This is a genomic window from Nemorincola caseinilytica, from assembly GCF_039540515.1.
Lineage (GTDB): Bacteria > Bacteroidota > Bacteroidia > Chitinophagales > Chitinophagaceae > Nemorincola > Nemorincola caseinilytica.
The window spans coordinates 256,456-279,613 of the sequence record NZ_BAABFA010000008.1; the positions used below are offsets into that span (position 1 = coordinate 256,456).

Annotated in this window: 14 protein-coding genes; 8 read left to right on the plus strand and 6 right to left on the minus strand. The window is 51.8% G+C overall.

What is annotated here, in order from left to right:
* Positions 1 to 27: 27 nt before the first annotated feature.
* The 4 genes from ABD843_RS06090 to ABD843_RS06105 all read right to left on the minus strand — a co-directional run bounded on the left by ABD843_RS06090 (position 28) and on the right by ABD843_RS06105 (position 2,575).
* Positions 28 to 591: a DUF4402 domain-containing protein gene (locus ABD843_RS06090; RefSeq protein WP_345080056.1), complete on the minus strand. Its 564-nt coding sequence runs from the start codon at positions 589 to 591 to the stop codon at positions 28 to 30.
* A gap of 25 nt (positions 592 to 616) precedes the next feature.
* Positions 617 to 1,492, minus strand: a complete 876-nt coding sequence (locus ABD843_RS06095; RefSeq protein ID WP_345080059.1) for a fimbrial biogenesis chaperone — start codon at positions 1,490 to 1,492, stop codon at positions 617 to 619.
* A 77-nt stretch (positions 1,493 to 1,569) separates the two neighbouring features.
* Positions 1,570 to 2,091, minus strand: coding sequence for a DUF4402 domain-containing protein (locus ABD843_RS06100; protein ID WP_345080063.1), 522 nt, complete (start codon positions 2,089 to 2,091; stop codon positions 1,570 to 1,572).
* Positions 2,092 to 2,212: 121 nt separating this feature from the next.
* Entirely contained in the window at positions 2,213 to 2,575 is a 363-nt protein-coding gene (locus tag ABD843_RS06105) for a response regulator (protein WP_345080065.1), read from the minus strand.
* A 174-nt stretch (positions 2,576 to 2,749) separates the two neighbouring features.
* Here ABD843_RS06105 and ABD843_RS06110 point away from each other — a divergent pair, with 174 nt between their 5' ends.
* From ABD843_RS06110 to ABD843_RS06125, 4 genes are all read left to right on the plus strand, one after another.
* The gene (locus tag ABD843_RS06110) at positions 2,750 to 4,105 is read left to right on the plus strand and encodes a sigma-54-dependent transcriptional regulator (RefSeq protein ID WP_345080068.1); all 1,356 of its coding nucleotides are present in this window, start codon (positions 2,750 to 2,752) and stop codon (positions 4,103 to 4,105) included.
* A 10-nt stretch (positions 4,106 to 4,115) separates the two neighbouring features.
* Positions 4,116 to 7,022 carry a PAS domain S-box protein gene (locus ABD843_RS06115; RefSeq protein ID WP_345080071.1) on the plus strand — a complete coding sequence of 969 codons (2,907 nt, stop codon included), beginning with the start codon at positions 4,116 to 4,118 and terminating at the stop codon, positions 7,020 to 7,022.
* Between the two features lie 164 nt (positions 7,023 to 7,186).
* On the plus strand, positions 7,187 to 7,645 hold the full coding sequence (gene bcp, locus ABD843_RS06120; protein ID WP_345080074.1) for a thioredoxin-dependent thiol peroxidase: 459 nt from the start codon (positions 7,187 to 7,189) through the stop codon (positions 7,643 to 7,645).
* A gap of 151 nt (positions 7,646 to 7,796) precedes the next feature.
* Positions 7,797 to 8,513, plus strand: a complete 717-nt coding sequence (locus tag ABD843_RS06125; RefSeq protein ID WP_345080077.1) for a hypothetical protein — start codon at positions 7,797 to 7,799, stop codon at positions 8,511 to 8,513.
* 71 nt (positions 8,514 to 8,584) lie between these two features.
* Here ABD843_RS06125 and ABD843_RS06130 read toward each other — a convergent pair whose 3' ends face one another.
* Positions 8,585 to 9,556: a hypothetical protein gene (locus tag ABD843_RS06130; protein WP_345080080.1), complete on the minus strand. Its 972-nt coding sequence runs from the start codon at positions 9,554 to 9,556 to the stop codon at positions 8,585 to 8,587.
* 249 nt (positions 9,557 to 9,805) lie between these two features.
* On the opposite strand from ABD843_RS06130, the gene ruvA reads away from it, so the two are divergent.
* The 4 genes from ruvA to mnmA all read left to right on the plus strand — a co-directional run bounded on the left by ruvA (position 9,806) and on the right by mnmA (position 20,907).
* The gene (gene ruvA, locus ABD843_RS06135; RefSeq protein WP_345080083.1) at positions 9,806 to 10,384 is read left to right on the plus strand and encodes a Holliday junction branch migration protein RuvA; all 579 of its coding nucleotides are present in this window, start codon (positions 9,806 to 9,808) and stop codon (positions 10,382 to 10,384) included.
* Positions 10,385 to 10,408: 24 nt separating this feature from the next.
* Positions 10,409 to 18,052, plus strand: a complete 7,644-nt coding sequence (gene sov / locus ABD843_RS06140; protein ID WP_345080086.1) for a T9SS outer membrane translocon Sov/SprA — start codon at positions 10,409 to 10,411, stop codon at positions 18,050 to 18,052.
* Positions 18,053 to 18,088: 36 nt separating this feature from the next.
* Positions 18,089 to 19,711 (plus strand): hypothetical protein, encoded by a 1,623-nt coding sequence (locus ABD843_RS06145; RefSeq protein WP_345080090.1) that lies wholly within the window; start codon positions 18,089 to 18,091, stop codon positions 19,709 to 19,711.
* Positions 19,712 to 19,815: 104 nt separating this feature from the next.
* Entirely contained in the window at positions 19,816 to 20,907 is a 1,092-nt protein-coding gene (gene mnmA, locus ABD843_RS06150) for a tRNA 2-thiouridine(34) synthase MnmA (protein ID WP_345080093.1), read from the plus strand.
* A 64-nt stretch (positions 20,908 to 20,971) separates the two neighbouring features.
* Here the strand turns inward: mnmA and ABD843_RS06155 are convergent, their stop codons facing one another.
* Positions 20,972 to 23,152, minus strand: coding sequence for a S9 family peptidase (locus tag ABD843_RS06155; RefSeq protein WP_345080096.1), 2,181 nt, complete (start codon positions 23,150 to 23,152; stop codon positions 20,972 to 20,974).
* Positions 23,153 to 23,158 lie beyond the last annotated feature (6 nt).

A 23,158-nucleotide genomic window follows, 5' to 3' on the forward strand; every position in this document is an offset into this window, starting at 1 on the left:
AGTTGTTCTGCAGCGCTCTAAGATATATCACTCCTGTACGAAAGTGAGATAAAAAGAACCACTGTATGCGCCCGATGGATTGGCCACAGGGCTGCCTACCGTAAGGGTGCCGCCTATAGTGATGGTGTTATATGCCGGTGGGTTGGCAGATGTAACAAAAGGGGATGCGGGGAATGAAGTGCCTATGTGCATGGACATAGAGCCGCTACCGCTGCCGGTAAGTGTGGCATCGGGGCCATTGAGTATAGATACCAGTGTGCCTGGGTTGGCTGTTATATCGAAGTGCGCTGCGCCGTATACATATCCCAGGTCGGCCAGTATCACACCTCCGGTAGATGTACGAACTCCCGTAGGAGACACCGTAACAGTACCACCCGAAGGGCTCTGGAAGAACGCGCCGAAGCGCAGTCCCAGCGCGGGATTGAACGATACCGATATAGGGCGCGGTGGCGGCTGCTGTGCCATGCCGCGCACGCTTGCCAGCAGCAGCACGGCCAGTACTGCCATATAGCAGGCCGGTCGCCTCATCGCATATTTGCTATTACCTGTTTTGCACCTCATCTTGCTGTCTCTGTTTACCTGTATCTCCATATGTTCACGCATTGCGTGCTCATGGTCATTTTAGGTCCATCTCTATTTCTTTCGTCTTTGGGGTCTTATCGTTGGTCTGCAGGGTATATACGGCCCTCAGCTTTCCTTTTTTGGGGTCGAAGTTCTTTTCCTCGTCCAGCTCTACCCTGAACCTGCGCAGTGCATTGGGGGTATACACGCCCAGGCCTTTTACGGTCTTCATGGTCACCTGCTTGCCTGTTGGCGGCACATAGTATACCATCAGGTCGCCGTATACCGACATGCTGCCACTACGGTTGAAGGTGACGCCCATCACATACTTGTTGTTCTCGTAGGCCAGCTTCATATCGCTCAGGCTCACATCGGCATTATTGTCGCCATTGCGTATTATCACCGGTATCGTTATCCCGAAGATGGGTTTGAGCTGTATAGATATGCTGGCGCTGTCCTTTTTGCTGGGGGCATCGCCCAGGGGCCTTTCTTCCGGCACTGCGCGAAAGTACAGGTGCGAGCGGTATTCGCCCGGAGTCATCTGGCTGGTCTTCATCAGTTGCACCTTCACCACCTGCGACTCATTGGGTGCCAGTACCACCTTGCGCGGAAAGAAACGCATATATGGCCCTGCGAATAGCTGGCCACTGTCAGGCGTGGTTATGGTCTCGAAAGAGCCGTCCTCCTTCATGCGTATGTCCACTATCGATACCGCATATACAGCAGTATCCTTGCCCACATTGGCCAGGCTTATCTCCTGCGATTTCTTATTGCCTTCGAACACCACACGCAGCGGCGATATCAGGAGGTCGCCCTGTGCATAAGCGCCGGCAAGAGAAGAAATTATCAGTAATGCGGTAAGTGCCAATTTTTTGGCAAAAAGAGAAGGGTACGAGAAGTGTTGTGTTGTAGTGCGGCGTATCATGCTCATGTATCCGTAATTTTTTAAAGACCAAAGGTCTTAAATATTACTGTTACATTCACCGGTAGGCTGCCCCTTTATCGAACTTAATTATAGTTCACGGTCACAGGCAGTGCCGAGGCATTGGTATATGTACCCGGCGCCTGAGCGGCAGTTATGTTGAGCGTTGCTCCTACTTTCAGTATCTGCGAGCCCGTAGCATCCAGGGTGCCCGTGGCAGATGGTATACTTGTAAAGGCATCTATCAGCAGGGCGGCCGTTCCCGGCCCAGAGATGATAGCGCTCTCCGGCAATGTAATAGCGTATGTAAAGCCCGGTGCACCTGCTACAGTAAAACCTGCAGCCGACACTACGCCCGAAGCCGCCGGCAAAGTTACACCACTACCACCGGTAGTGCGCATCCCATCGGGAGACAGTATCACTGCTCCCCCTGTAGTGGACGATACCGCGGCATTGCCGAAGTTCATATCCACGTTCTTTGCAAGGCTTATGGGCGCTACGACACTCGCAGAGGCCGATGCAAGGGCCGTATGCTGTGCTTTGCACACTTGCCCGCAGCACACCAGCACCGCCGCTACCAATATCGTTCTTACACTTTTATTGTTCATTTTGCCTTGTTACCTGTCATATCTGTTATACACAGATGTTACATAACAAAGCTACGAAAAACTTATTCGAATGTTAATAGTTAACAAAGGTCTTTTTTATGCATTGTTTTTTTGATGCCTTTTATGCTGCATGCTGTATGGTAGCCAGTATGTCGCTTATCATTTCCAGGTCTTTTTCTCCTTTCTTTATGAAGGCATAGGCACCATATTTTTTGGCGTCCTCGGCTATTTTCTTATCCTCATTGCCCGATATGATGAGCAGGCGTATGTTGGGGGCATACTGCTTTATTATCTGCATCGTGTCCAGCCCGTTCAGCGGCTGCATATCATAGTCCAGAAATATCACATCGGGCGAAAGGTCCAGTTTCTTTATGCAATCGAAACCATTATCGAAAAGTACATTATTACTATATCCAAGGTTCAGCAAGTGCTGGCGATAGAGCATACGGCTAAAATGGTCGTCATCAACTATAAAAAATTTCAATTTGTTCGGCTTTTCCACTTCTATCATTTTGCTACTCTCTATCCGATCATGTGCCAGAAATTTTATTTGCTGATTATCAATTAGTTAAGACTAATGTCAATGCCCTTTGCTTCCATGTGGTAGATGTGTTTTCCAAAATTCGGAGATCAGCATCTTTTTTATTATTTTCGCTGTATGGAACAATTCCGGATATTTATCGTAGAGGACGATCCCTGGTATGGCGAGATACTTGCATACCATCTGTCGCTCAATCCCGATCATGAGATCCACAGGTTCACATCGGGCAAGGACTGCCTGGCCAATCTTTCCAAAAAGCCCGGCCTCATCAGTATCGATTACTCCCTGCCCGATATAAACGGCGTAGAGCTGCTGAACAAGATAAAGCAGTACAACCCCGATATACCCGTTGTGGTCATAAGTGGCCAGGAAGATGTAAGCACCGCTGTAGAGCTGCTGAAAAAGGGCGCTTCCGATTATTTCATAAAAGACAACAATACCAAAGAGCTGCTCTGGAACGCCATCACACGCATTCGTGAGCACCAGTCGCTGAAGAAGGAAGTGGAAGAGCTGAAAGAAGAGCTCGGCCACAAGTACGACTTCAGCCATGCCATAAAGGGCAATAGCCGCGCCATGACGCGCATATTCACCTTTCTCGAAAAGGCCGCCCGTACCAACATCAACGTATCGGTGAACGGGGAAACAGGTACAGGTAAAGAGGTGATAGCAAAGGCCATACACTACAACTCCGAGCGCAAGAAGAAGCCCTTTGTGGCCGTGAACATGGCGGCCATACCCAAAGAGCTCATAGAGAGCGAGCTGTTCGGGCACGAGAAGGGCGCCTTTACCGGCGCCATGGCGCGCAAGGCCGGCAAGTTCGAGGAGGCCAACAAGGGCACCATATTCCTGGATGAGATAGCCGAGCTGGACCTGAGCCTGCAGAGCAAGATACTGCGTGTGCTGCAGGAGCGCGAGCTGGTACGCGTAGGTGGCAACGAGAAGGTGTCGCTGGATGTGCGCCTCATAGTGGCCACCCACAAGAACCTGCTGGATGAGGTGAAGAAAGGCACCTTTCGCGAAGACCTCTTCTACCGTGTAATGGGCCTGCCCATAGAGCTGCCACCCCTGCGCGAGCGTGGCGACGATGTGCTGCTGCTGGCTAAGTTCTTCCTCGATGAGTTCTGCAAAAGCAACAAGATGCCTGCCATGACCATATCGCCAGAGGGCAAGGAAAAACTAATGAAGTACAACTATCCCGGCAATGTGCGCGAGCTGAAGGCCGTAATAGAGCTATCGGCCGTGATGGGCGATGGCTCTTCCATAAATGCCGATGATATCTTTTTTGCCAGCGCCTCTTCGGGCGATATACTGTCCAGTGTAGAGAAAACGCTGAAGGAGTACACTATAGATATCATTCAGCATTTTCTGAAGAAGTACGACAACAATGTGCTGAAAGTGGCCGACAAGCTGGATATAGGCAAGTCTACCATTTACAAGATGATCCAGAACAACGAGATAACGATAAACAACTGATCTATCAGTGATGACCATCAAGGCCTTACAGGAGGAATTGGAAAAAGAGCGGGCCATATTGCGGTCGGCCAGGAACAGGATAGCCATTCAGAACAAAGAGCTGGAGATGCTGCGGGCAAAGGTCTCTGAGCCTGCTGATGCAGGCAAGGGTGCCGCAGTGTGCGGCAATGGGGGCGTGCTGTTCTCCAGCCTCATCGCCGATCTGGACAATAGCATACTCGCGCTTGATGAGCATCGCAATATAGTGGCGCTCAACGATGCCTTCTGTCGGCGTTTCGGGCTCCGTAGCGATCGTGAGGCGCTTGGCGGCAAAAGCGCAGGCCCCGTGCTGGAGCATGTGAAGGCCCAGCTCAAGGACCCGGCCCTCTTCATGGCCGGGGTAGAGCATGTATATAGCGGGCAAACAGAGACCACATCGGAAGAGCTGACCATGCAGAACGGCCAGATATTCAGTTGCGAATACATACCCGTACTGCAGGGCGGCAGGCCCATGGGCTGCATACTGAAGCTGACGGATGTGACCCGGAACAAGACCATCAGCGATACATTCGACAACCAGCGAAAATTTTACGAGCAGATACTGAGCAACATACCTGCCGACATAGTGGTAATGTCGGCCGATAACAGGTATCTCTACGTCAATCCTATGGCCGTAAGCAAACCCCAGCTGCGCAAATGGATGATAGGTAAGACCCACGAAGAGTATAGCCTGTATACCAACAAGCCGATGCAGATATACGAGAACAGGAAAAAGATGTTCGATACAGTGGCCGAGACCAAGACCAAAAAGGAATGGGAAGAGCGCATGGTAAGGGATGATGGCGAAGTAGTGAACCACCTGCGCATACTGTACCCAGTGCTGGATAGCAATGGCGATATAGAGCTCATCATCGGTTATGGGGTGAACATCACAGAGCGCAAGCGCATAGAAGAGCGCATAGTGCAGAGCGAGGAAAAATACAGGAGCATCATAGAGAAGATGAACCTGGGCATGATAGAGATGGATGCCGACGACCGTATCATATACGCCAATAAGCGTTTTTGCACTATGAGCGGCTACGAGCTCAGCGAGCTTATTTCGCGAAAGGCCACAGACATGTTCCTGCAGGGGCCCGAGCTGAAGAAGACCCGCGCGCAGATATCGAAGCGCAAGTACGAAATAACACACAACTACGAGCTGAGCGTAAAGACCAAGACCGGCGACGAGCAGTGGTGGCTCACCAGCGCCACGCCCCTTGTGAGCGAGGACGGCCAGCAGCACGGCACTATCAGTATACACCTCGATATCACCGAGCAGAAAAAGATGGCAGAGCAGCTGCGCCTAGCCAAGCAGCTGACAGACCGCTCCCTGCGGTCGAAGGATGTCTTCCTCACCAACATGAGCCACGAGATACGTACACCGCTCAATGCCATAATGGGCCTGGGCCGGCTACTCTCCAAGAGCGACCTGGACAAGCAGCAAAAAGACTACCTCAACGGTATAGAGAGCGCATCGGCCATATTGCTGGGCATCATAAATGATGTGCTCGACTTCTCAAAGATAGAGGCAGGCAAGATCACCATAGAGCAGATAGGCTTCAACCTGGAGACCATTATGCAGCAGACCACCAGTGTGCTGGAGCATAAGGCCGAGGAGAAGGGCCTCACCCTCACCTACGATGTGGACTCGCGCATAGCACCCGTTTTCATAGGCGATCCCTACAGGCTCAACCAGGTGTTCATGAACATGATCAGCAATGCCATCAAGTTCACCGAGAAGGGCTCTGTGTGGATGAATGCCACACTGCTCAGCGAGACCGATGGTGTGCAGAAGATACTCGTGGTCATAGAAGATACAGGTGTAGGCATCCGCAAGGAATACCTCGATACCATATTCGACAAGTTCACGCAGGAGGACGAGACCGTGGGGCGCAAGTTCGGCGGCACCGGTCTGGGCATGAGCATCACCAAGCAGCTTATGGAGCTCATGGGTGGGCAGATAAGCATAGAGAGCGAGAAGAACGTAGGTACCACCATATCCCTCATCTTCAGCTTTAAGGTAGGTACGGCCAGGGTGTTCGAAAAGAAGCGCACCATAAAGCTCGATACCTACAACATCAACGGTAAGCGCATACTGCTGGTAGAGGACAACAACCTGAACCGCCTGCTTGCGCATACCATCCTTGCCGACCATGGCGCTGTGATAGTAGAGGCCGAGAACGGCCAACAGGCCGTGGACATAGTGCGGAAGGAAAAGTTCGATATCATTCTCATGGACATACAGATGCCCATTATGGATGGTATGCAGGCCACGCGAATCATACGCGCCGAAATAGATAAGAACATACCCATACTGGCTCTCACTGCAAATGCTATAAAGAGCTACGAAAAGCAGTTTCTGGATGCCGGTATGAACGACCTCATATCCAAGCCCTACAACGAGTTCAATCTCATCAGGCCCATATCTAAGTGGCTAGGTAGACCCGATGATGCTCTGACCTCCCGGCAGGATGCCGATGCCGATGCTGCGCCATCGGTAGGGGCAGCATCTGCCGCTACTGCGCCCACGATCGCCATACAGGACAACAGTGAGCCCCTTTACGACCTCAGTATGCTCCTCGGCATAGGCCGTGATGATCCGGGTTTCATCATCAAGATGCTGCAACTGTTCATCTCAGAAACGCCGCCACTCGTCCAAAAGATGACGGAAGCATGTGCCACCGGCGATCTGAAGTCTGTGCGGTATTATGCGCACCGCATGAAACCATCCATTACCAACCTGGGTATCAAAAGTCTGAAGGACGATGTGTTGAATATAGAGCTGTGCAAGGACAATGATGCCAATGTGGCCATGCAGATAGCCCGGGTAGAGCAGGTACTGTCGCGCGTGATGCCCGAACTGGAAATGGAAATGGAAAAATTAAGGACCAAGGTCTGATACCACGTCGGTCCTTACTCATCGCATATAGAACAGGCATTAGTTAGATACTGAGCTTTGTGCCCGCAATTCTTGTGTTCCTTGTGTATTCCTTTGCGACCTTTGTGGTAAGGCAGATATCGCATATCCTACTTTAAGTTCATATAGTATAAGACATAACACCAATGCTGCAACAGGGAGACAAAGCGCCCGCATTCAGGGCGGTCGATCAGGATGGGAAACTGCATACCCTCAAAGACTATAAAGGGCAGAAGATAGCCATTTACTTCTACCCGCAGGACGATACCGAGACCTGCACCAAGCAGGCTTGCAACCTGCGCGACAATATAGGCGCGCTGCGCGATAAGGGTATAGTGGTGCTAGGCGTCAGCCCCGATACCGAAAAAAGCCACAAAAAATTCGAGACCAAGTTCTCTCTCCCCTTCACCCTGCTTGTAGATACCGACCTGAAAATGGCCAAGGCCTTTGGCGTATGGGCGTGGAAGAAATTTATGGGGCGCGAATACTGGGGTATTCTGCGCACCACCTTCCTCATCAACGAGAAGGGGCGTATAGACCACGTTATCGAGCGCGTCATCAGCAAGACCCATGCCCAGCAGATAATAGAAAAATGGGGCCTCTGATGCCCGCAATATTGTATCTCATGTGTGAGATATACATTATGCGAAATATAAGATGATGATTATGTTTTATGTAAATAAGTGGTTCACAGCAGATATTGAAAAAAATAAGTGAAAAAAATAGCAGGATAATTATTTTTGTTATTTTTTTCTTATGAAGCGTATACTACTCATTGCCCTTGTATGCCTGGGCTTTTTCCAGGGCCACTCCAATAGTTTTTATTTTGCCTGGGACGGCATAGGTTTCACTACCCGGTACAATTACGACATCGGTACCAGCTATGGCGCCTATTATTACAGGGGCGTGGCGCGTGGCCTTGGCCTTGGTACCTACGAGTTCTACCAGAATTTCAATATGTACTATAGCCGCGAGGTAGGCGCTACGGCCGGGCATACCCTGCGTTCGCAGATACAGTACCGATTTTTTTCGCCTATGATAGTGGTGCAGCTAAAGCCCTCAGGCCAGTCGCAGATGTACTTCACCGGTGGCATTGGCGAGCTGCAGAGCAATTCTGTGGCCCTGCACAACAAATGGTCTAGCGCCCCATGGTCGTCAGAGCAGTACGATAGCACCATAGACCTGTCCTCAAAGCTCAATAAGTATGTTGTGCGCATGGGGTTCGGGTTCACCCAGTTCCAGAAGCTGGGCGGCATGTTCCAGATGTTCATCAACGAAGACTTCGGTTTCCTTGCCAATCCCATGGCCGATGTCGCGGACCCTTCCTTCGCCGGCATCAAGACCAATACCGCACGTTTCTATACGCCTGCCTATGTATCCATCCGCATAGGCATAGGCCTCATTACCCACTCCAAGGGCAAGCGCTACCCATGGCGCATATACCCCGGCAAGTACGAGGAAAGATATTACTAAAGAACAGCATAATGAGAATATAATACAACGGGCGTCCCACCACAAGGACGCCCGTTCTATGTATGCTTCATTCATTTTACGAAGGTCAGGTCCCGGTAATAGTCACCAGGCTTTAGGTGTTTCCTTACCTTTCTTTCCTTCAGGTCTACCCAAAAGATATCATTATTCACTGTACGCACCATGTGCGCATTGTAAACTACCAGCACATTATTACACTGATCCAGGGTGCTGAAAATACTTGCTATAAGCGTATCGAAGGTCATGGAAATAATAGGCGTGATGTTCCCATTATTCACATCTATCGTAACCACCTCACAACCTTTATTGGTCGCAGTTCCCCTTACGCCATATAGAGTATTGTCATTTTTATTGAAGTTCAGTTCCGAAATGGTAGATGGGCCTGTTATTTCCGTTATTAGCATCCGCGATCCTGTAGCCTGCTTATAGACCTCTATATTCTGTTTTTGATAATTGTCATAAGACGAGAAGTAGATGTCTCCTGTATTGTCGTCTACCGTACGAGGAAAAAGATCATTGCCTTTGCGTGATGGGAGTATCTCCTTTACATCAAAGGTGATACCGTTTATCACCAACTCATGAAGGCAATCTCCGTTCCCATCAAAAAATGTCATGCATAGCTTGTTGGTGAATGTATTGTAGAATATTATGTGACGATTACTGGAACGCACTTCCTCATTTGTGCCGGTATATGTTATTATCGTGGTCTTGTGGGTAAAAAGATCATAACGCCTTAGCTGCTTATTATCCGAACTGTTGCGCTCAAGTATATAGTATGCGTTCTCTTTGGTGTTATAGGCTGTACCGTGTATGTGTTCTGTAGTCACAAGAGAAAAACTACTATTTATTCCTTTCCCGGTATTGGTATCGATCCTTACTAGTGTCTGCTTTCCATACGTCCCCTTTACCCCCACCAGCGTAGCAGTACATACATTACCGCTGTCCCCCAGCTTGTTGCTTTCCTTCCGGCAGGAAGAAAAAATAAATATGAATACGCAAAATATAGCTACCCGCATTACTATCATGTTAATTCAGATATAATAAACAAATATCAGGCCGATCTGCCCACTACGATCAGCTAACTATATGATCTTTATTCATTTGCCATTCCATCTACCATACCCCATCAGATCATATATTTTTTGTACCTTTCGGCCGGTATGAGCGATCATACCCTTTTTTGTCTCTACAGGTCAGCATCGTGCACACCACAGATGGTAAGGCCTCGTATAGGCATTACTATATAAGAACCCTTAAAAAGAGATAGATATAAGATGTTCGCTTTCCTGGAAGGCAGCCTGGCACACAGCTCGCCCTCATTGTTATATATGAATGTGCACGGGGTAGGGTATGAGGTGAACATAACACTGCAGACATACGCCAAGATACAGCACCTGGAAAAATGTCGCCTTTACACCCATTTGCAGGTGCGCGAGGATGCATGGGTGCTATATGGCTTTGCCGATGAGGAAGAACGCGCCACTTTTCGCCAGTTGCTCAATATCAGTGGGGTAGGTGCGGCCACTGCGCGCATCATTCTCTCTTCCCTCACTACCGACGAGCTGGAACGTGCCGTATCCGGCGAGGACAGCAAGGCGCTGGAGCGGGTAAAAGGTATAGGCGCCAAAACGGCCCAGCGCATCATACTGGAGCTGAAGGGCAAGCTGCAGAAACGGGCAGGCGCATCGGCCACATCGCCCGCAGTACACAATACTACTCAGGAAGATGCGTTAATAGCCTTGGTGAATTTGGGGATCGCACGGTCTATGGCCGAGGCAGCCATTAAGAAATTAGGCGATATTTCATCTCTTTCCGTTGAGGATATCATCAAGCAGGCATTGCGGGCCTTATAAAGAACGCATAAGTATATTTTAAAATTGAAGGGCAGGAGTAATTTAGGGTTCAGGCTTATTTTGTTCATAGCGCTGGTAGTGGTCATAGCCAATGCCGCAGCGCGTGGCTTCCGTACGCCCTACTTCCCCTTTGTGCCTGCCGAGGACACCACCATCGCCAAAAGCGACTCTGTCTCCGATACCGCACGCCGCCTCCGCTTCCCCATACATGACAAGACCGGCAACCCCGTCACCGACCAGGCCCTGCCCCGCAGCATAGACCTGCAGGACCCCAGGAACGTATCGCGCTCTTTCGAGTACGACCCCGACTCCAACCGCTATCACTATAACTCCCGCATAGGCAGCGACTACCTCAACAATCCTACCTACCTCACTATGGACGAGTACATGAAGTACCGTGCCAAGCAGGACGAGGATGCCTACTTCCAGCGCAGGCTGGATGGGCTCATGCTTTTCAACAAAACACCACAGCTGCCCCAGATGTACAAAGAGGGCCTCTTCGACCGCATATTCGGTAGCAGCACCATATCTGTAAAGCCACAGGGCAATGTCGATGTCACCTTCGGTGTGAACAAGCAGAAGACGCTGAACCCCACGCTGCTGCCCATGCAGCAGAATCCCCCGGCCATCTTCGACTTCGATATGCAGATGAACATCAATCTGCTGGCCACCGTAGGCGACAAGCTGAAGCTGAACATCAGCAACAATACCAAGGCCACCTTCGACTACCAGAACATGCAAAAGCTGGACTATAACGGTAAGGAGGACGAGATGCTGAAGAAGATAGAGGCTGGTAATGTCAGTTTCCCGCTGAAGAGCAACCTCATAAATGGTGCGCAGTCGCTCTTCGGTATCAAAACACAGTTGCAGTTCGGCAAGTTGTGGGTCACTACCGTGGTAGCACAGCAGCCATCGCAGCGCAAAAGCCTTACCATACAGGGTGGCTCGCAGGCGCAGCAGATAGCCATCAAGGCCAACAATTATGAAGAGAACCGCAACTTCCTGCTGGCCCAATACTTTGTGCGCAACTATAACAAGGCGCTGAAGGATTACCCCATCATCAATTCGCTCGTTACTATCAACAAGGTAGAGGTATGGGTCACCAACCGTACCGGCGTTGTGGCCGGCGTGCGCGACATACTCTGCCTCATGGACCTCGGCGAGTCCGAGCCCTATGCCCCCTTCCTCAGCAATGGTGGCGGTGGTATACCCGGCGGCCTGCCCGATAACCGCGCCAACAGACTGTACGACCAGTTGCAGATAGACCCCAATGGCAGAAAGCAGAAGTCTGCCACAAATGCCGCCGTGAGCCTGGGCCTGCAGCAGGGCCAGGATTTCGAGCGCACCACTGCCCGCCAGCTTTCGCCATCAGAGTATACCTTCAACCCCCAGCTCGGCTACATAATGCTGAATACACAGATGAACCCCGACGATGTGCTGGGTGTGGCCTTTCGCTATACATACAGGGGCAGGGTATACCAGGTGGGCGAGTTCGCCTCCGATCTTCCGCCCGATACCTCTAACCCCAAGGTCATATTCCTCAAGTTGCTCAAGGGTACATCGCCCCGTACCAGGCTGCCAGTATGGAACCTGATGATGAAGAACGTCTATGCGCTGGGCGGCTTCGGTGTGTCTAAGGAGAATTTCTCGCTCAACATCATGTACCAGGATCCAGGCGGTGGCGAAAAAAGGTATATGCCCGAGGGTAGCAAGGGCGGTACGCCATTCCTCACCCTGCTCAACCTGGACCACCTCAACGTACAGAACGAGCCCCGCCCCGATGGTATCTTCGACTTTGTAGAAGGTATCACCATCAATACGCAGCAGGGCAAGATCATCTTCCCTGTGCTGCAACCCTTCGGTAGCGACCTGCTACCCGCTGTGGATAGCAACCCTGTGCTCACCCGCAGGTACATATACCAGGTACTCTACGACTCTACCAAGTGGGTGGCCCAGCAGTACCAGCAGAACGACCGCTACATCATGCGCGGCACTTATCGTTCCTCTTCTTCTTCCGACATCTTTCTCGGTGGTTTCAATATACCGCCTGGTTCGGTATCGGTGAGCGCAGGGGGCACCAGGCTGGTAGAGAACCAGGACTACTCTATAGAGTACGGCCTCGGCCGCATCAAGATACTCAACACGGGTATCCTCAATTCCGGCGTACCCATCAATATACAGTACGAGGATAATGCCACCTTCGGCTTCCAGCAGAAGAACTTCACGGCTATGCGCCTGGATTATTACCAGAGCAAGAACCTCACACTCGGCGCTACCCTCATGCGGCTGAAGGAGATGACCTACACCCAGAAGGCCCTCTTTGGCGAAGACCCTATACAGAACAATGTTATAGGGCTCGATGTCAATTACCAGAAGGAAGCACCCGGTATCACCCGCCTTGTAGATAAGCTGCCCATTTACTCTACCACGGCGCCCTCCTTTTTCAACTCCAATATAGAGGTCGCAGGCCTCTTGCCCGGTCACCCGAAGCAGATAGCCGCGCTCGATCCCGAAGGCTCGGTATACATAGACGACTTCGAAGGTACCAGCAGCACCTACGATCTTAAGTTCCCTGCACAGGCATGGTCTCTGGCCTCCACGCCCTTTGGTGCGGTCAACCGCCTGGGACAGACCCTCTTCCCCGAGGCTTCCTTGTCCAATAACCACTCCTATGGTATGAACCGCGCACGCCTGGCATGGTATATACCCGATGCCCAGCTGGTAAACCCCGGCGGTGTAACACCCGGCTTTGTAAAAGACGATTCCAACCAGCACTATATAAGGACGGTGGCCATGAACCAGGTATTCCCCAACAGGTCTACTGCGGTCACACAGGCGTCGCTCAGTACGTTCGATCTCGGTTTCTATCCCGGCGAGCGTGGCCCTTACAATTTCGATGTGGCCAACATAGATCCCAATAACGGCAGGCTGCTGAGCCCCGAACGTCGCTGGGGCGGTATATCGCGCTCTATAGACAATACCGATTTCGAGGCATCGAACGTACAGTACATCCAGTTCTGGGTAATGGATCCCTTCCACAACAAGGCCAATCAGAATGGTGGTGCGCTTTACATAAACCTGGGTAACGTCTCCGAAGATGTAATGAAGGATTCCCGCATGTTCTTCGAGAACGGTATATCCTCGCCCTTCGATGCTACCAAGCTAGATACCACTGCATGGGGCTATGTACCTAAATTCGAGCAGCAGATAGCCCGCTCTTTCGATAACGACAATGCCGCGCGCAGGATACAGGATGTGGGCTTGGATGGCCTGCCCGATATCAGCAACCAGGGCCATGACGAGCATTCCATTTTCAGCAGTTTCCTCACGCAGCTCCAGGTAAAGCTGGTAGGTGGTCAATCCAACCCCGCATGGCAGGTAGCCAATGCCGACCCCGCCGGCGATAACTTCAGATACTACCGCGATTCCTCTTTCAATGGTCCCAACAGCGATAAGATAAGCGCTCTCACCAGGTACAAGCATTTCAATGGCCCCGATGGCAATACTCCCATCCAGCCTGCCAATGCCACCGCAGCAGCAATGGGAAGCGCCACACCCGAATCTGAGGATATAAACCGCGATAATTCCATGAACGAGGGCGAGGCATACTTCCAGTACCGCATCGACTTCGATCGTAATAATATGAAGGTAGGGTCCACTCCATATCTCATCAACGTGAATGAGATAGACGTGAAGCTGCCCAATGGCGTCACCGAGCCCGAACGCTGGTACCAGTTCAAGGTACCCATACAGAACTTCACCAACAGGGTAGGGGGCATCTCCGACTTCCGCTCCATACGTTTCATGCGTATGTTCCTTACCGGCTGGCAGGATAGTGTGTTCCTTCGCTTCGCCTCGCTGGAGCTGGGCCGTAACCAGTGGCGCACCTATAACTACTCGCTGAATACACCCGGTGAGACCATGCCGCAGCAGAACCAGGGTGTTACCGATTTCACTGTTACCTCTGTAAGTATAGAAGAGAATGCCTCGCGCCTGCCTGTGCCTTATGTGCAGCCACCGGGCGTGCAGCGCCAGTTCCTGCCCAATACTATGGGGGGCAATAACAACCAGTTGCAGAACGAACAGTCCATATCGCTGCGCACCTGCGCCCTGCAGGATGGTGATGCGCGTGGTGTGTTCAAGGAAGTGAATGTGGACATGCGCCAGTTCACCTACCTGCGTATGTTCCTTCATGCCGAGGCCATGGTAGGTATGGCCCCTGTAAGGGATGCAGATGTCAATGCATTCATACGCATAGGCAGCGACTTCACCAACAACTATTACGAATACCGCACGCCGCTTACCGTCACACCTGCCAATGTAGGCAGGAACAGGGACGACCTGATATGGCCTGCTGCCAACAATGTGAGCATAAAACTGCAAGACCTGGTAGATGCCAAGAAAGAGCGTGATGCCAAAGGCTACCCCACACATATACCGTACGAGACACGCGACTCTAAGGGTAATGTCATAGTCATCATCGGTAACCCCAACATTGGTGGAGGTAAGAATATAATGCTGGGTGTACTGAACCCCAAGAAGGACAACAGGAACCCCGGCGATGATGGCTTGCCTAAGTGCGTAGAGGTATGGTTCGATGAGATGCGTATATCGGGCACCAACGACCAGGCAGGCTATGCCGCGGCCGGAAAGGTTTCGGTACAGCTTGCCGACCTCGGCAATGTCAACCTATCGGGCAGCATGCATACGCCCGGCTATGGCAATATAGACCAGAAGATACAGCAGCGCTTCCAGGACAAATACTACCAGTACAATGCATCTACCAATATGTCGCTGGGTAAGATGTTCCCGCGTAGCTGGGGTGTGCAGTTGCCTCTCTTTGTAGGCTATACGCAGAACGTAAGCACGCCCAAGTACAATCCCTTCGACCAGGATGTGCTCCTCGATCATGAGCTGAACACGGCGCCCAATGCCCGCGCCCGCGACTCTATCAGGAAGGCCGCTGTGGACTTTACCTCTATCACCAGCATGAACCTTACCAACGTACGCTTCCAGGGCAATCCAGGCTCCAACAACAAGCGTATGCTGTGGAGCATCAAGAACTTCGACTTCACCTATGCCTACAACAGCCAGTTCAAGCACAATCCGCTCATGGAGATGGACAAGCTCACTACACAGCGCTATGGTATAGGCTACACATATGCCATCAAGACCAAGTCCATAGAGCCGTTCAAGAAATTGATAAAGTCGAAGTCCAAGTGGTTCTCACTTGTAAAGGATATCAACTTTACCCCGCTTCCATCGACCTTCAACATGCGCAACGACCTGAACCGTGTGGTGCAGGAACTGCAGATACGCAACATAGACGATGGCAGCGGCTACCGCATACCCGCTTCTTTCTACAAGAACTTCACCTGGAACCGTACCTACTCCCTGCGCTGGGAGCTTATGAAGTCCATCTCGCTCGACTATTCGGCCACCAATATATCTCGTGTGGATGAGCCCTATGGCCGCATAGACGACAAGCTCAAAAGAGATTCGCTCTGGAACAATGTCCTCACCTTTGGAAGGAACAACAGTTTCAACCAGTCATTTAACGGTACCTATAATGTGCCGCTTTCCAAGCTGCCCCTTACGGATTGGGTGAATGCCAGGGTCGGGTACTCTGCCAACTATAACTGGACCACCGCGCCACCCATAGCATACGACCTCGGCAATACCATTGGCAATACCCGTACCAAGACCCTTACCGGTGAATTCAACATGACGCAGCTCTACAACAAGTCGCGCTGGCTGAAGGCACTCAACAGCCGTCCCCGCAAGCCGGGCGAGGGCAGGAAGACAGAGCCCACCAAACCGGAAGAAGGTAAGGACGGCAATGGCGGCAGCCGCGATGGCCGTGCACCCAAGCCCGATGCCCGCAAGGCCTCCGGCGGTGGTGCCTTTGGCAAACAGGGTGTACCTGCCGGCAGCCAGGCCCCGCCCGATGAACTCGTTGGGCCCGATGGCGGCAAGAGGCCGGGTGCTGCTGACGACAAGAAGGATAAGAAGAAGAACGAAGAGGATGATAAGAAGGGTGCGGACAGCACAAAAGCCCCCGAGACCAAGCAGGATAAGGTAAAGGCCGCATTCCCCAAGCTGAATGTGGCAGGCCTTACCGATAAGCAGCTCGATTCGCTGGTAGAGGTGCAGAAGGAAATGGACCGCAAGAAGGTGGCCGAAGAGAAGAAAAAGAAGAAGAAGGCCAAAAAGGCCGCTCGCAAGGCCCGCAGGGCAAAGCCGCTGCTGCTCAGCCCCACCGAGCACGCTATCGGCCATGTCATTACCATGCTCAATCGTGTGACCCTTAATGTTACCGAAACGGAGGGTACCATACTGCCCGGCTATATGGATAGTACGCGCTTCATGGGTGTCAACAATTACTCCGGTGCGCCGGGCTTCGACTTCGTATATGGCTACCAGCCCGATTATGTATGGCTTGCCACGCAGGCAAATGCCGGTCGCCTCTCTCGCGATTCCCTGTTCAATGCACAGTTCCAGCAGACCTATTCGCGCAACATCAATGCCCAGGCCACTCTCCTGCCGCATAAGTCTTTCAGGGTCGATCTTACGCTTACGCAGACATTCAGCAAGGCTCACAGCGAGCTCTATGCCGATACGGGTAGCGGTGTGTTCTCCCATCTCACTCCTTACGAAACAGGTTCGTTCAGCATTACCCATATATCTACTACCAGCTTGTTCCGCAAGTCGGGTGCCAACTCCGAGATATATAATACCTTCCTTTCCAACCGGCAGATCATATCGCAGCGCCTGGGCCGCAGCAACCCCTATACCAATGCTCTGCCCGATCCGCTCAATCCCGGGTATGCCAAGGGTTACGGTCCTTTCTCGCAGGATGTTCTCATACCTTCGTTCATTGCAGCCTATGGTGGCAGGGATGCCTACAATGCCGCCCTCATAGATTACCAGCACCAGCGTGTACGCGAAAATCCGTTCAGGTATTTTACACCCATGCCCAACTGGCGTGTCACATACAATGGCCTTGCCAAGTTGCCGTTCTTTGCCAAAAAGCTCAACAACTTCATCATCAACCACGCCTATACCGGTACACTGGCCATGAACAGTTTTAACTCTTCCCTCCTGTTCAACGACCTCTTCGGGCTGGGTTTCCCATCCTTCATCGATTCCAACTCTTCCAACTATATACCCTACTTCCAGGTGCCCAATGTCACTATCACGCAGGCCTTCAATCCCCTCATTGGTTTCGATGCGGCCTTCAAGAGCAACCTCACTGCCAAGTTCGAGGTAAGGCGCTCGAAGACACAGAGCCTCAGCCTCATAGACTACCAGGTGGGCGAGAACGCCAGCACAGAGTATGTAGTAGGTATGGGCTTCCGCAAAAAGGGCATACGCCTGCCTTTCCCTGTCTTTGGCATCAAGAAGCTGAAGAATGAGGCCATCTTCAAGGTAGATATCGGCATACGCGATGACCGCACCAGCAATACCTTCCTGGCCAATAATGTAAGCGTTACATCGCGCGGCCAGAAGGTGATAAGGATAAACCCCACCATCAATTATACCGTCAGCGACCTGCTTACACTGCTCATTTACTTCGATAAGCAGCAGACCATACCCTATGTATCTAATGCTTATCCCAGCACTACTACGCGTGCCGGTGTCACCCTGCGCTTCAACTTCGCACCATAGTACAGCAGCTCTATAAAGAGTACATTCGCAAGAGATATGGCTCCCAACAACAAGTTGCTCACCCTGTTGCTCTGCACGGGTATCGCATTCTGCCTGCTGCAGGTGTGGTTGCCGGGTCATTTCCTCACCTGCGATGGCCCCTGCCACCTCTACAATGCCGGCATAGTGCAACATATGTGGAGTGGTACGGCCGGCGCTATATACCACCGCTTCTATACCCTTGTCTATTCCACCGATCCCAATAGCCTCACCACCTTCCTGCTTGCCTCCCTGCTCTATGTGGCGCGTGGCCCTGTGGCAGAGAAGGTGTTTCTTTCGCTCTACATCCTCACATATATACTGGGTTTTGTGGCGCTGCTGCGCAGGCTCGGCGGAAATAGCTACTGGGTGCTTGTGGTACTGCTTTTCCCTTTTACCTATGCCTTTGCAAAGGGCTTCTATAACTATTCCTTCAGCATAGCCTTCTGGTGCTGGATGGTATGGTGCTGGCTTACCTACCTTCAGTGGCAAAGAAAGGTCCACCTCCTGCTGTTCTTTGTCTTCACTGCCCTGTGCTTCTTTACCCACCTGCTGCCGTTCGTGTTCGGTATAGTTACCTGTGGGGCATTGCTGCTGTCTCATGCCGTAGTAGAGCAGCGGCAGGGTAAGGGCCCGTTCGCACGGGGGCTGCTGCGTGGTGGTGGTGCGCTGGCCCTAGTGACCGCGCCTTTCATCCTGCTTGCGTTCCGCTTCACGGGTAGCGAGGGTGGGTTGCAAATGCGCCTGGGCTTCTATCTCTACAGGCTGGTAGAGCTGGTAGAGTTCAAGTATCTCATCAACATCACCGAGGCAGAGAGACCATGGGCCCTCCTCACCGGCCTTGCGCTCACTATACTGGCAGTGGTGGTAGTGGTGCGTATGGCAAGGAGGTTCACCATACACAGGTACGATGGTCTTTTGCTGGCTCTTGCCATGGTCTTGTTCACTTATGTATGCGTGCCAGAGGAGTTCATGGGTCGCATGCTCATCATCAGTATACGCGCACAGTTGTTCGTCTACATCCTCATAGCCTGCATCATAGCATACAGGCTCAAAGATGGTCCTGCGAAGGTCACGGGCATGGCCCTGCTTTGCATCAGTTTCCTTATGCTGGGTATATGCCGCATTGGCTGCCGCTATGTGGCCGATGAGGCGCTTACCGATCTCCTTAGCGCAGGCAGATATATAAGGCCGGGTTCTGTGGTACTGCCGCTGGACCTGGCACCTACAGGCCGCGATACAAAGGGCCGAGAGATAGCCAACAGGAATTCTATCTTCCACCATGCCGCGCAGTATATGGCTGTTGGCAAGCCTCTTATAATGCTGGATAACTATGAGGCCAATATGGGCTATTTCCCCATACGCTGGCAAGATGATGTGAACCCCTATCTGCACCTCAGTCGCGAGGCCGGTATAGAGGGCCTGCCGCCTTTTGCCCGCATAGCAGACTATGAGCGCCGCACGGGTGTCTCCGTACACTATGTACTGCTGTGGTGCTATCGGCCTGAATTCCTCAAGGATGCCCGTTTCAACGAACTCTATACCGAGATACAGCGCCTATACCACATTGTTTATACTTCCCCTTCCGGCCGCACCATACTTTATGAGCGGAACAAGGAGGCGCTGGTTATGAACAAATGATGCCGGCAAATGCGAACTTTTGCCTACCACCTTGCTCATGGTCATATATTATGTCTATAGGACTAATGGCCCATTCATTTACTTATCCGTAATTTTGCACCCACATGAGCAGGAAAGGAAAAGTATTGGTGGCCATGAGCGGCGGTATAGACAGTACCGTGAGCGCCCTCATGCTGCACCACCAGGGGTACGAGGTAGTGGGCATCACCATGAAAACATGGGATTATGCATCGGCAGGCGGCAGCACCAAAGAGACCGGCTGCTGCAACCTCGATTCGTTCAACGATGCACGTGCCGCTGCCGTAGAGCATGGTTTTCCCCATTATGTACTTGATATCCGTGAAGAGTTCGGCGATCATGTGGTGAACAACTTCGTGGAAGAATACATAGCAGGCCGCACCCCCAATCCCTGTGTGCTCTGCAATACCCACATCAAGTGGGCCGCCCTGTTGAAGCGCGCGAATGCCCTCAATTGCGACTACATAGCTACGGGCCATTATGTAAAGGTGCGCGAAGAGAATGGCCGTCATGTGCTATCAAAGGCGCGCGACCTTACTAAGGATCAGAGCTATGTACTATGGGGCCTCGGCCAGGATTGCCTCTCGCGCAGCATATACCCCCTGGGCGATATGCTGAAGACCGAAGTGCGCCAATTGGCCTTCGATATGGGCTATAAAGAATTGGCCAAAAAGGCCGAGAGCTATGAGATATGCTTCGTACCCGATAATGACTACCGCGGTTTTCTGAAACGCAATGTAGAGGGCCTGGAAGAGCGTGTATCCGGTGGCGATTTCGTACTGGCCGATGGCAAGGTCGTGGGCAAACACAGTGGTTATCCATTCTACACCATAGGCCAGCGCAAAGGGCTGGAAGTAGCGATGGGCAAACCCATGTTCGTGACCAACATAATACCCGAGACCAATACCGTAGTGCTGGGCGAGATACACGAACTGCAAAAAAGCGAAATGCGCGTACATGGCCTGAACATGGTAAAATATGACACCATACAGCCCGGTATGGAGGCTGTGGCCAAGATACGCTACCGCGATCCCGGTACCACCAGCACCCTGCAGCCCATAGGCGCCGATGGCGTACACGTTACTTTTCATCATGCGGTCAATAGCATTGCCCCCGGCCAGTCGGCCGTGTTCTACGAGGGCGATGATGTGATAGCAGGTGGTATCATCACCAGGTAGCACAGGCACGAAAAAGGAGAACACCCTGATGCGAGTGTTCTCCCTATCCTAATGGCCTTTTCACTTACAGGTTATCCAGTATAAAGTTGGTCATTTTAGTATATAGGTGAAGGCTTGTATTGCCGCCTGATATACCATGCGCCTTGTCGGGATAATATTCGTTGTCGAACTGCTTGTTGGCCTTTATCAACGCCGTGGTGAACATGGCCGAGTTCTGGAAATGCACATTGTCATCGGCAGTGCCATGTACCAGCAGCAGGCGGCCTTTCAGCTTGTCTGCCATTTTCTCGGGTGCGTTCTCGTCATAGCCCTTAGGATTCTCCTGTGGGGTACGCATATAGCGCTCGGTATAGATGTTGTCGTAGTACCGCCAGTTGGTGACGGGCGCCACCGATATAGCCGTCTTGAACACATCGTTCCCCTTCATGATGCAGGTAGCGCTCATGAAGCCTCCATAGCTCCAGCCCCATATACCTATACGGCCGGCATCTACATAGGGTAGCGCTGCCAGGCTCTTCGCTACTGCTATCTGGTCATCGCTCTCGTACTTTCCCAGTTGCATATAGGTCTTTTTGCGGAACGCCTCTCCCCTGTAGCCGGTGCCGGTGCCATCGGCACATACTATTATATAGCCATGCTGTGCCAGCATCTGGTGCCAGTAGTAGTTGCCAATGGGGAATTTGTCGGCCACCTGCTGCGACCCCGGCCCACTGTACTGGAACATCAGCACAGGGTATTTCTTCGATGGGTCGAAATTGGGGGGCGTTATCATCCATGCATTCAGTGTAGCGGCCGCACCCTGTACCTTTACCATCTTCAGCTTGCCCAGGTCGTACTCATCCAGTTTTGCCTGCAGCTCGTGGTTGTCCTCCAGCGTGCGTACTATATTGCCCTTAGCATCGCGCAGGTAATATACCGGCACCTTGTTGAGCATAGAGTACCTATCCAGGAAATAGTTATTCCCTTCGCAGGGCGTTATAGCGTGTGTGCCATTCTCCGGTGTCAGGCATTTGCGGTTGTTGCCGGTATAGTCGGTCACATACAGTTGCCGTTGCAGGGGCGACCTGTCGGCTGCGGTATAATATACAAGGCCACGTTTTACGTCCACTGCTGTCAGCGCCTCTACATCGTAGCTGCCTTTTGTGAGGTCGGTAAGGCGCTGCGCGCTCCAGTCCCAATGGTACAGGTGCTTATAGCCATTGCGCTCGCTGCCCAGCACCATAGAGTGGCCATCTTTCAGAAAGGTGATGTCATCGTCTATCTCTATATAACATTTGTTCTCCTCGCGGTATATGTAGGACGATGTGCCGGTAGCGGCATCAGAGAGCAGCATATCCAGTTTGTTCTGCCTGCGGTTCAGGCGGTATATACATAGTTTCGACGCATCCCCTGCCCATTTTATGCGTGGCAGGTACTGGTCGGTCTCTTTGCCTGTATTAGCGGTAGTGGTGCGTTTGCTTTGCAGGTCGTACATCTTTATCTGCACAACAGAATTACGCTCACCTGCCTTGGGATATTTGTATGTGTACTGGTCGGGGTAGAGGCCTGTATATTTTGCCATTGTATATTCCGGTACCAGGCTTTCATCAAAACGATAGTATGCAAGGTAGCGGCCGTTCTTTGCCCATTCGAACGCCTTGGTGAAGGAGAACTCTTCCTCGTACACCCAGTCGCAATTCCCGTTTATGATACGGCCTTTGGCGCCATCATTGGTCACAGGTACTACCATATCGGTAGCTATGTCTTTATAGTACAGGTTATTGTTCTTTACGAACGCTACCTTACTGCCATCGGGCGAGAAAGTGGCATGCAATACTTTATCATAGTCCAGCAGCTTTATACTGCCCGATGATATATCGTACATGAATACCCGCCGCAACTGCGAGTGCCTGTATATATGCTCGCCCTCTGCAAAAAGAAGCATCATTTCTTCATTTTCGCTGAGTGTATACCCTTCTATCTCCAGCTCCTTACCGCTGAACTTGTCTATGCTGTTATCAAAAAGGGTGCGCAGCTTATCGCCGGTGGCAAGGTCGTACACGCGTATGTATATCCTCTTGCCTTCGCGGTCTATTTGTGTGTAGTGTTTGCCATTCTTCATGGCGTTGAAGCCCGGTACCCCCTTCATCCTGAAGGTGCCGTTCTTGTATATGTCCTCAAGGGTTATCTTCTTTTCGCCGTCCCGGGCAGTAACGGGAAGTGATGCAGTGGCCAATGCCACTAGCAGCAATATGGTTTTGCGCATGACCGT

Coding starts and splice junctions, on each gene's coding strand:
- ABD843_RS06090 (WP_345080056.1), bottom strand. CDS start 591: ATGGAGATACAGGTAAACAGAGACAGCAAGATGAGGTGCAAAACAGGT.
- ABD843_RS06095 (WP_345080059.1), bottom strand. CDS start 1,492: ATGAGCATGATACGCCGCACTACAACACAACACTTCTCGTACCCTTCT.
- ABD843_RS06100 (WP_345080063.1), bottom strand. CDS start 2,091: ATGAACAATAAAAGTGTAAGAACGATATTGGTAGCGGCGGTGCTGGTG.
- ABD843_RS06110 (WP_345080068.1), top strand. CDS start 2,750: ATGGAACAATTCCGGATATTTATCGTAGAGGACGATCCCTGGTATGGC.
- ABD843_RS06115 (WP_345080071.1), top strand. CDS start 4,116: ATGACCATCAAGGCCTTACAGGAGGAATTGGAAAAAGAGCGGGCCATA.
- bcp (WP_345080074.1), top strand. CDS start 7,187: ATGCTGCAACAGGGAGACAAAGCGCCCGCATTCAGGGCGGTCGATCAG.
- ABD843_RS06125 (WP_345080077.1), top strand. CDS start 7,797: ATGAAGCGTATACTACTCATTGCCCTTGTATGCCTGGGCTTTTTCCAG.
- ABD843_RS06130 (WP_345080080.1), bottom strand. CDS start 9,556: ATGATAGTAATGCGGGTAGCTATATTTTGCGTATTCATATTTATTTTT.
- ruvA (WP_345080083.1), top strand. CDS start 9,806: ATGTTCGCTTTCCTGGAAGGCAGCCTGGCACACAGCTCGCCCTCATTG.
- ABD843_RS06145 (WP_345080090.1), top strand. CDS start 18,089: ATGGCTCCCAACAACAAGTTGCTCACCCTGTTGCTCTGCACGGGTATC.
- mnmA (WP_345080093.1), top strand. CDS start 19,816: ATGAGCAGGAAAGGAAAAGTATTGGTGGCCATGAGCGGCGGTATAGAC.
- ABD843_RS06155 (WP_345080096.1), bottom strand. CDS start 23,152: ATGCGCAAAACCATATTGCTGCTAGTGGCATTGGCCACTGCATCACTT.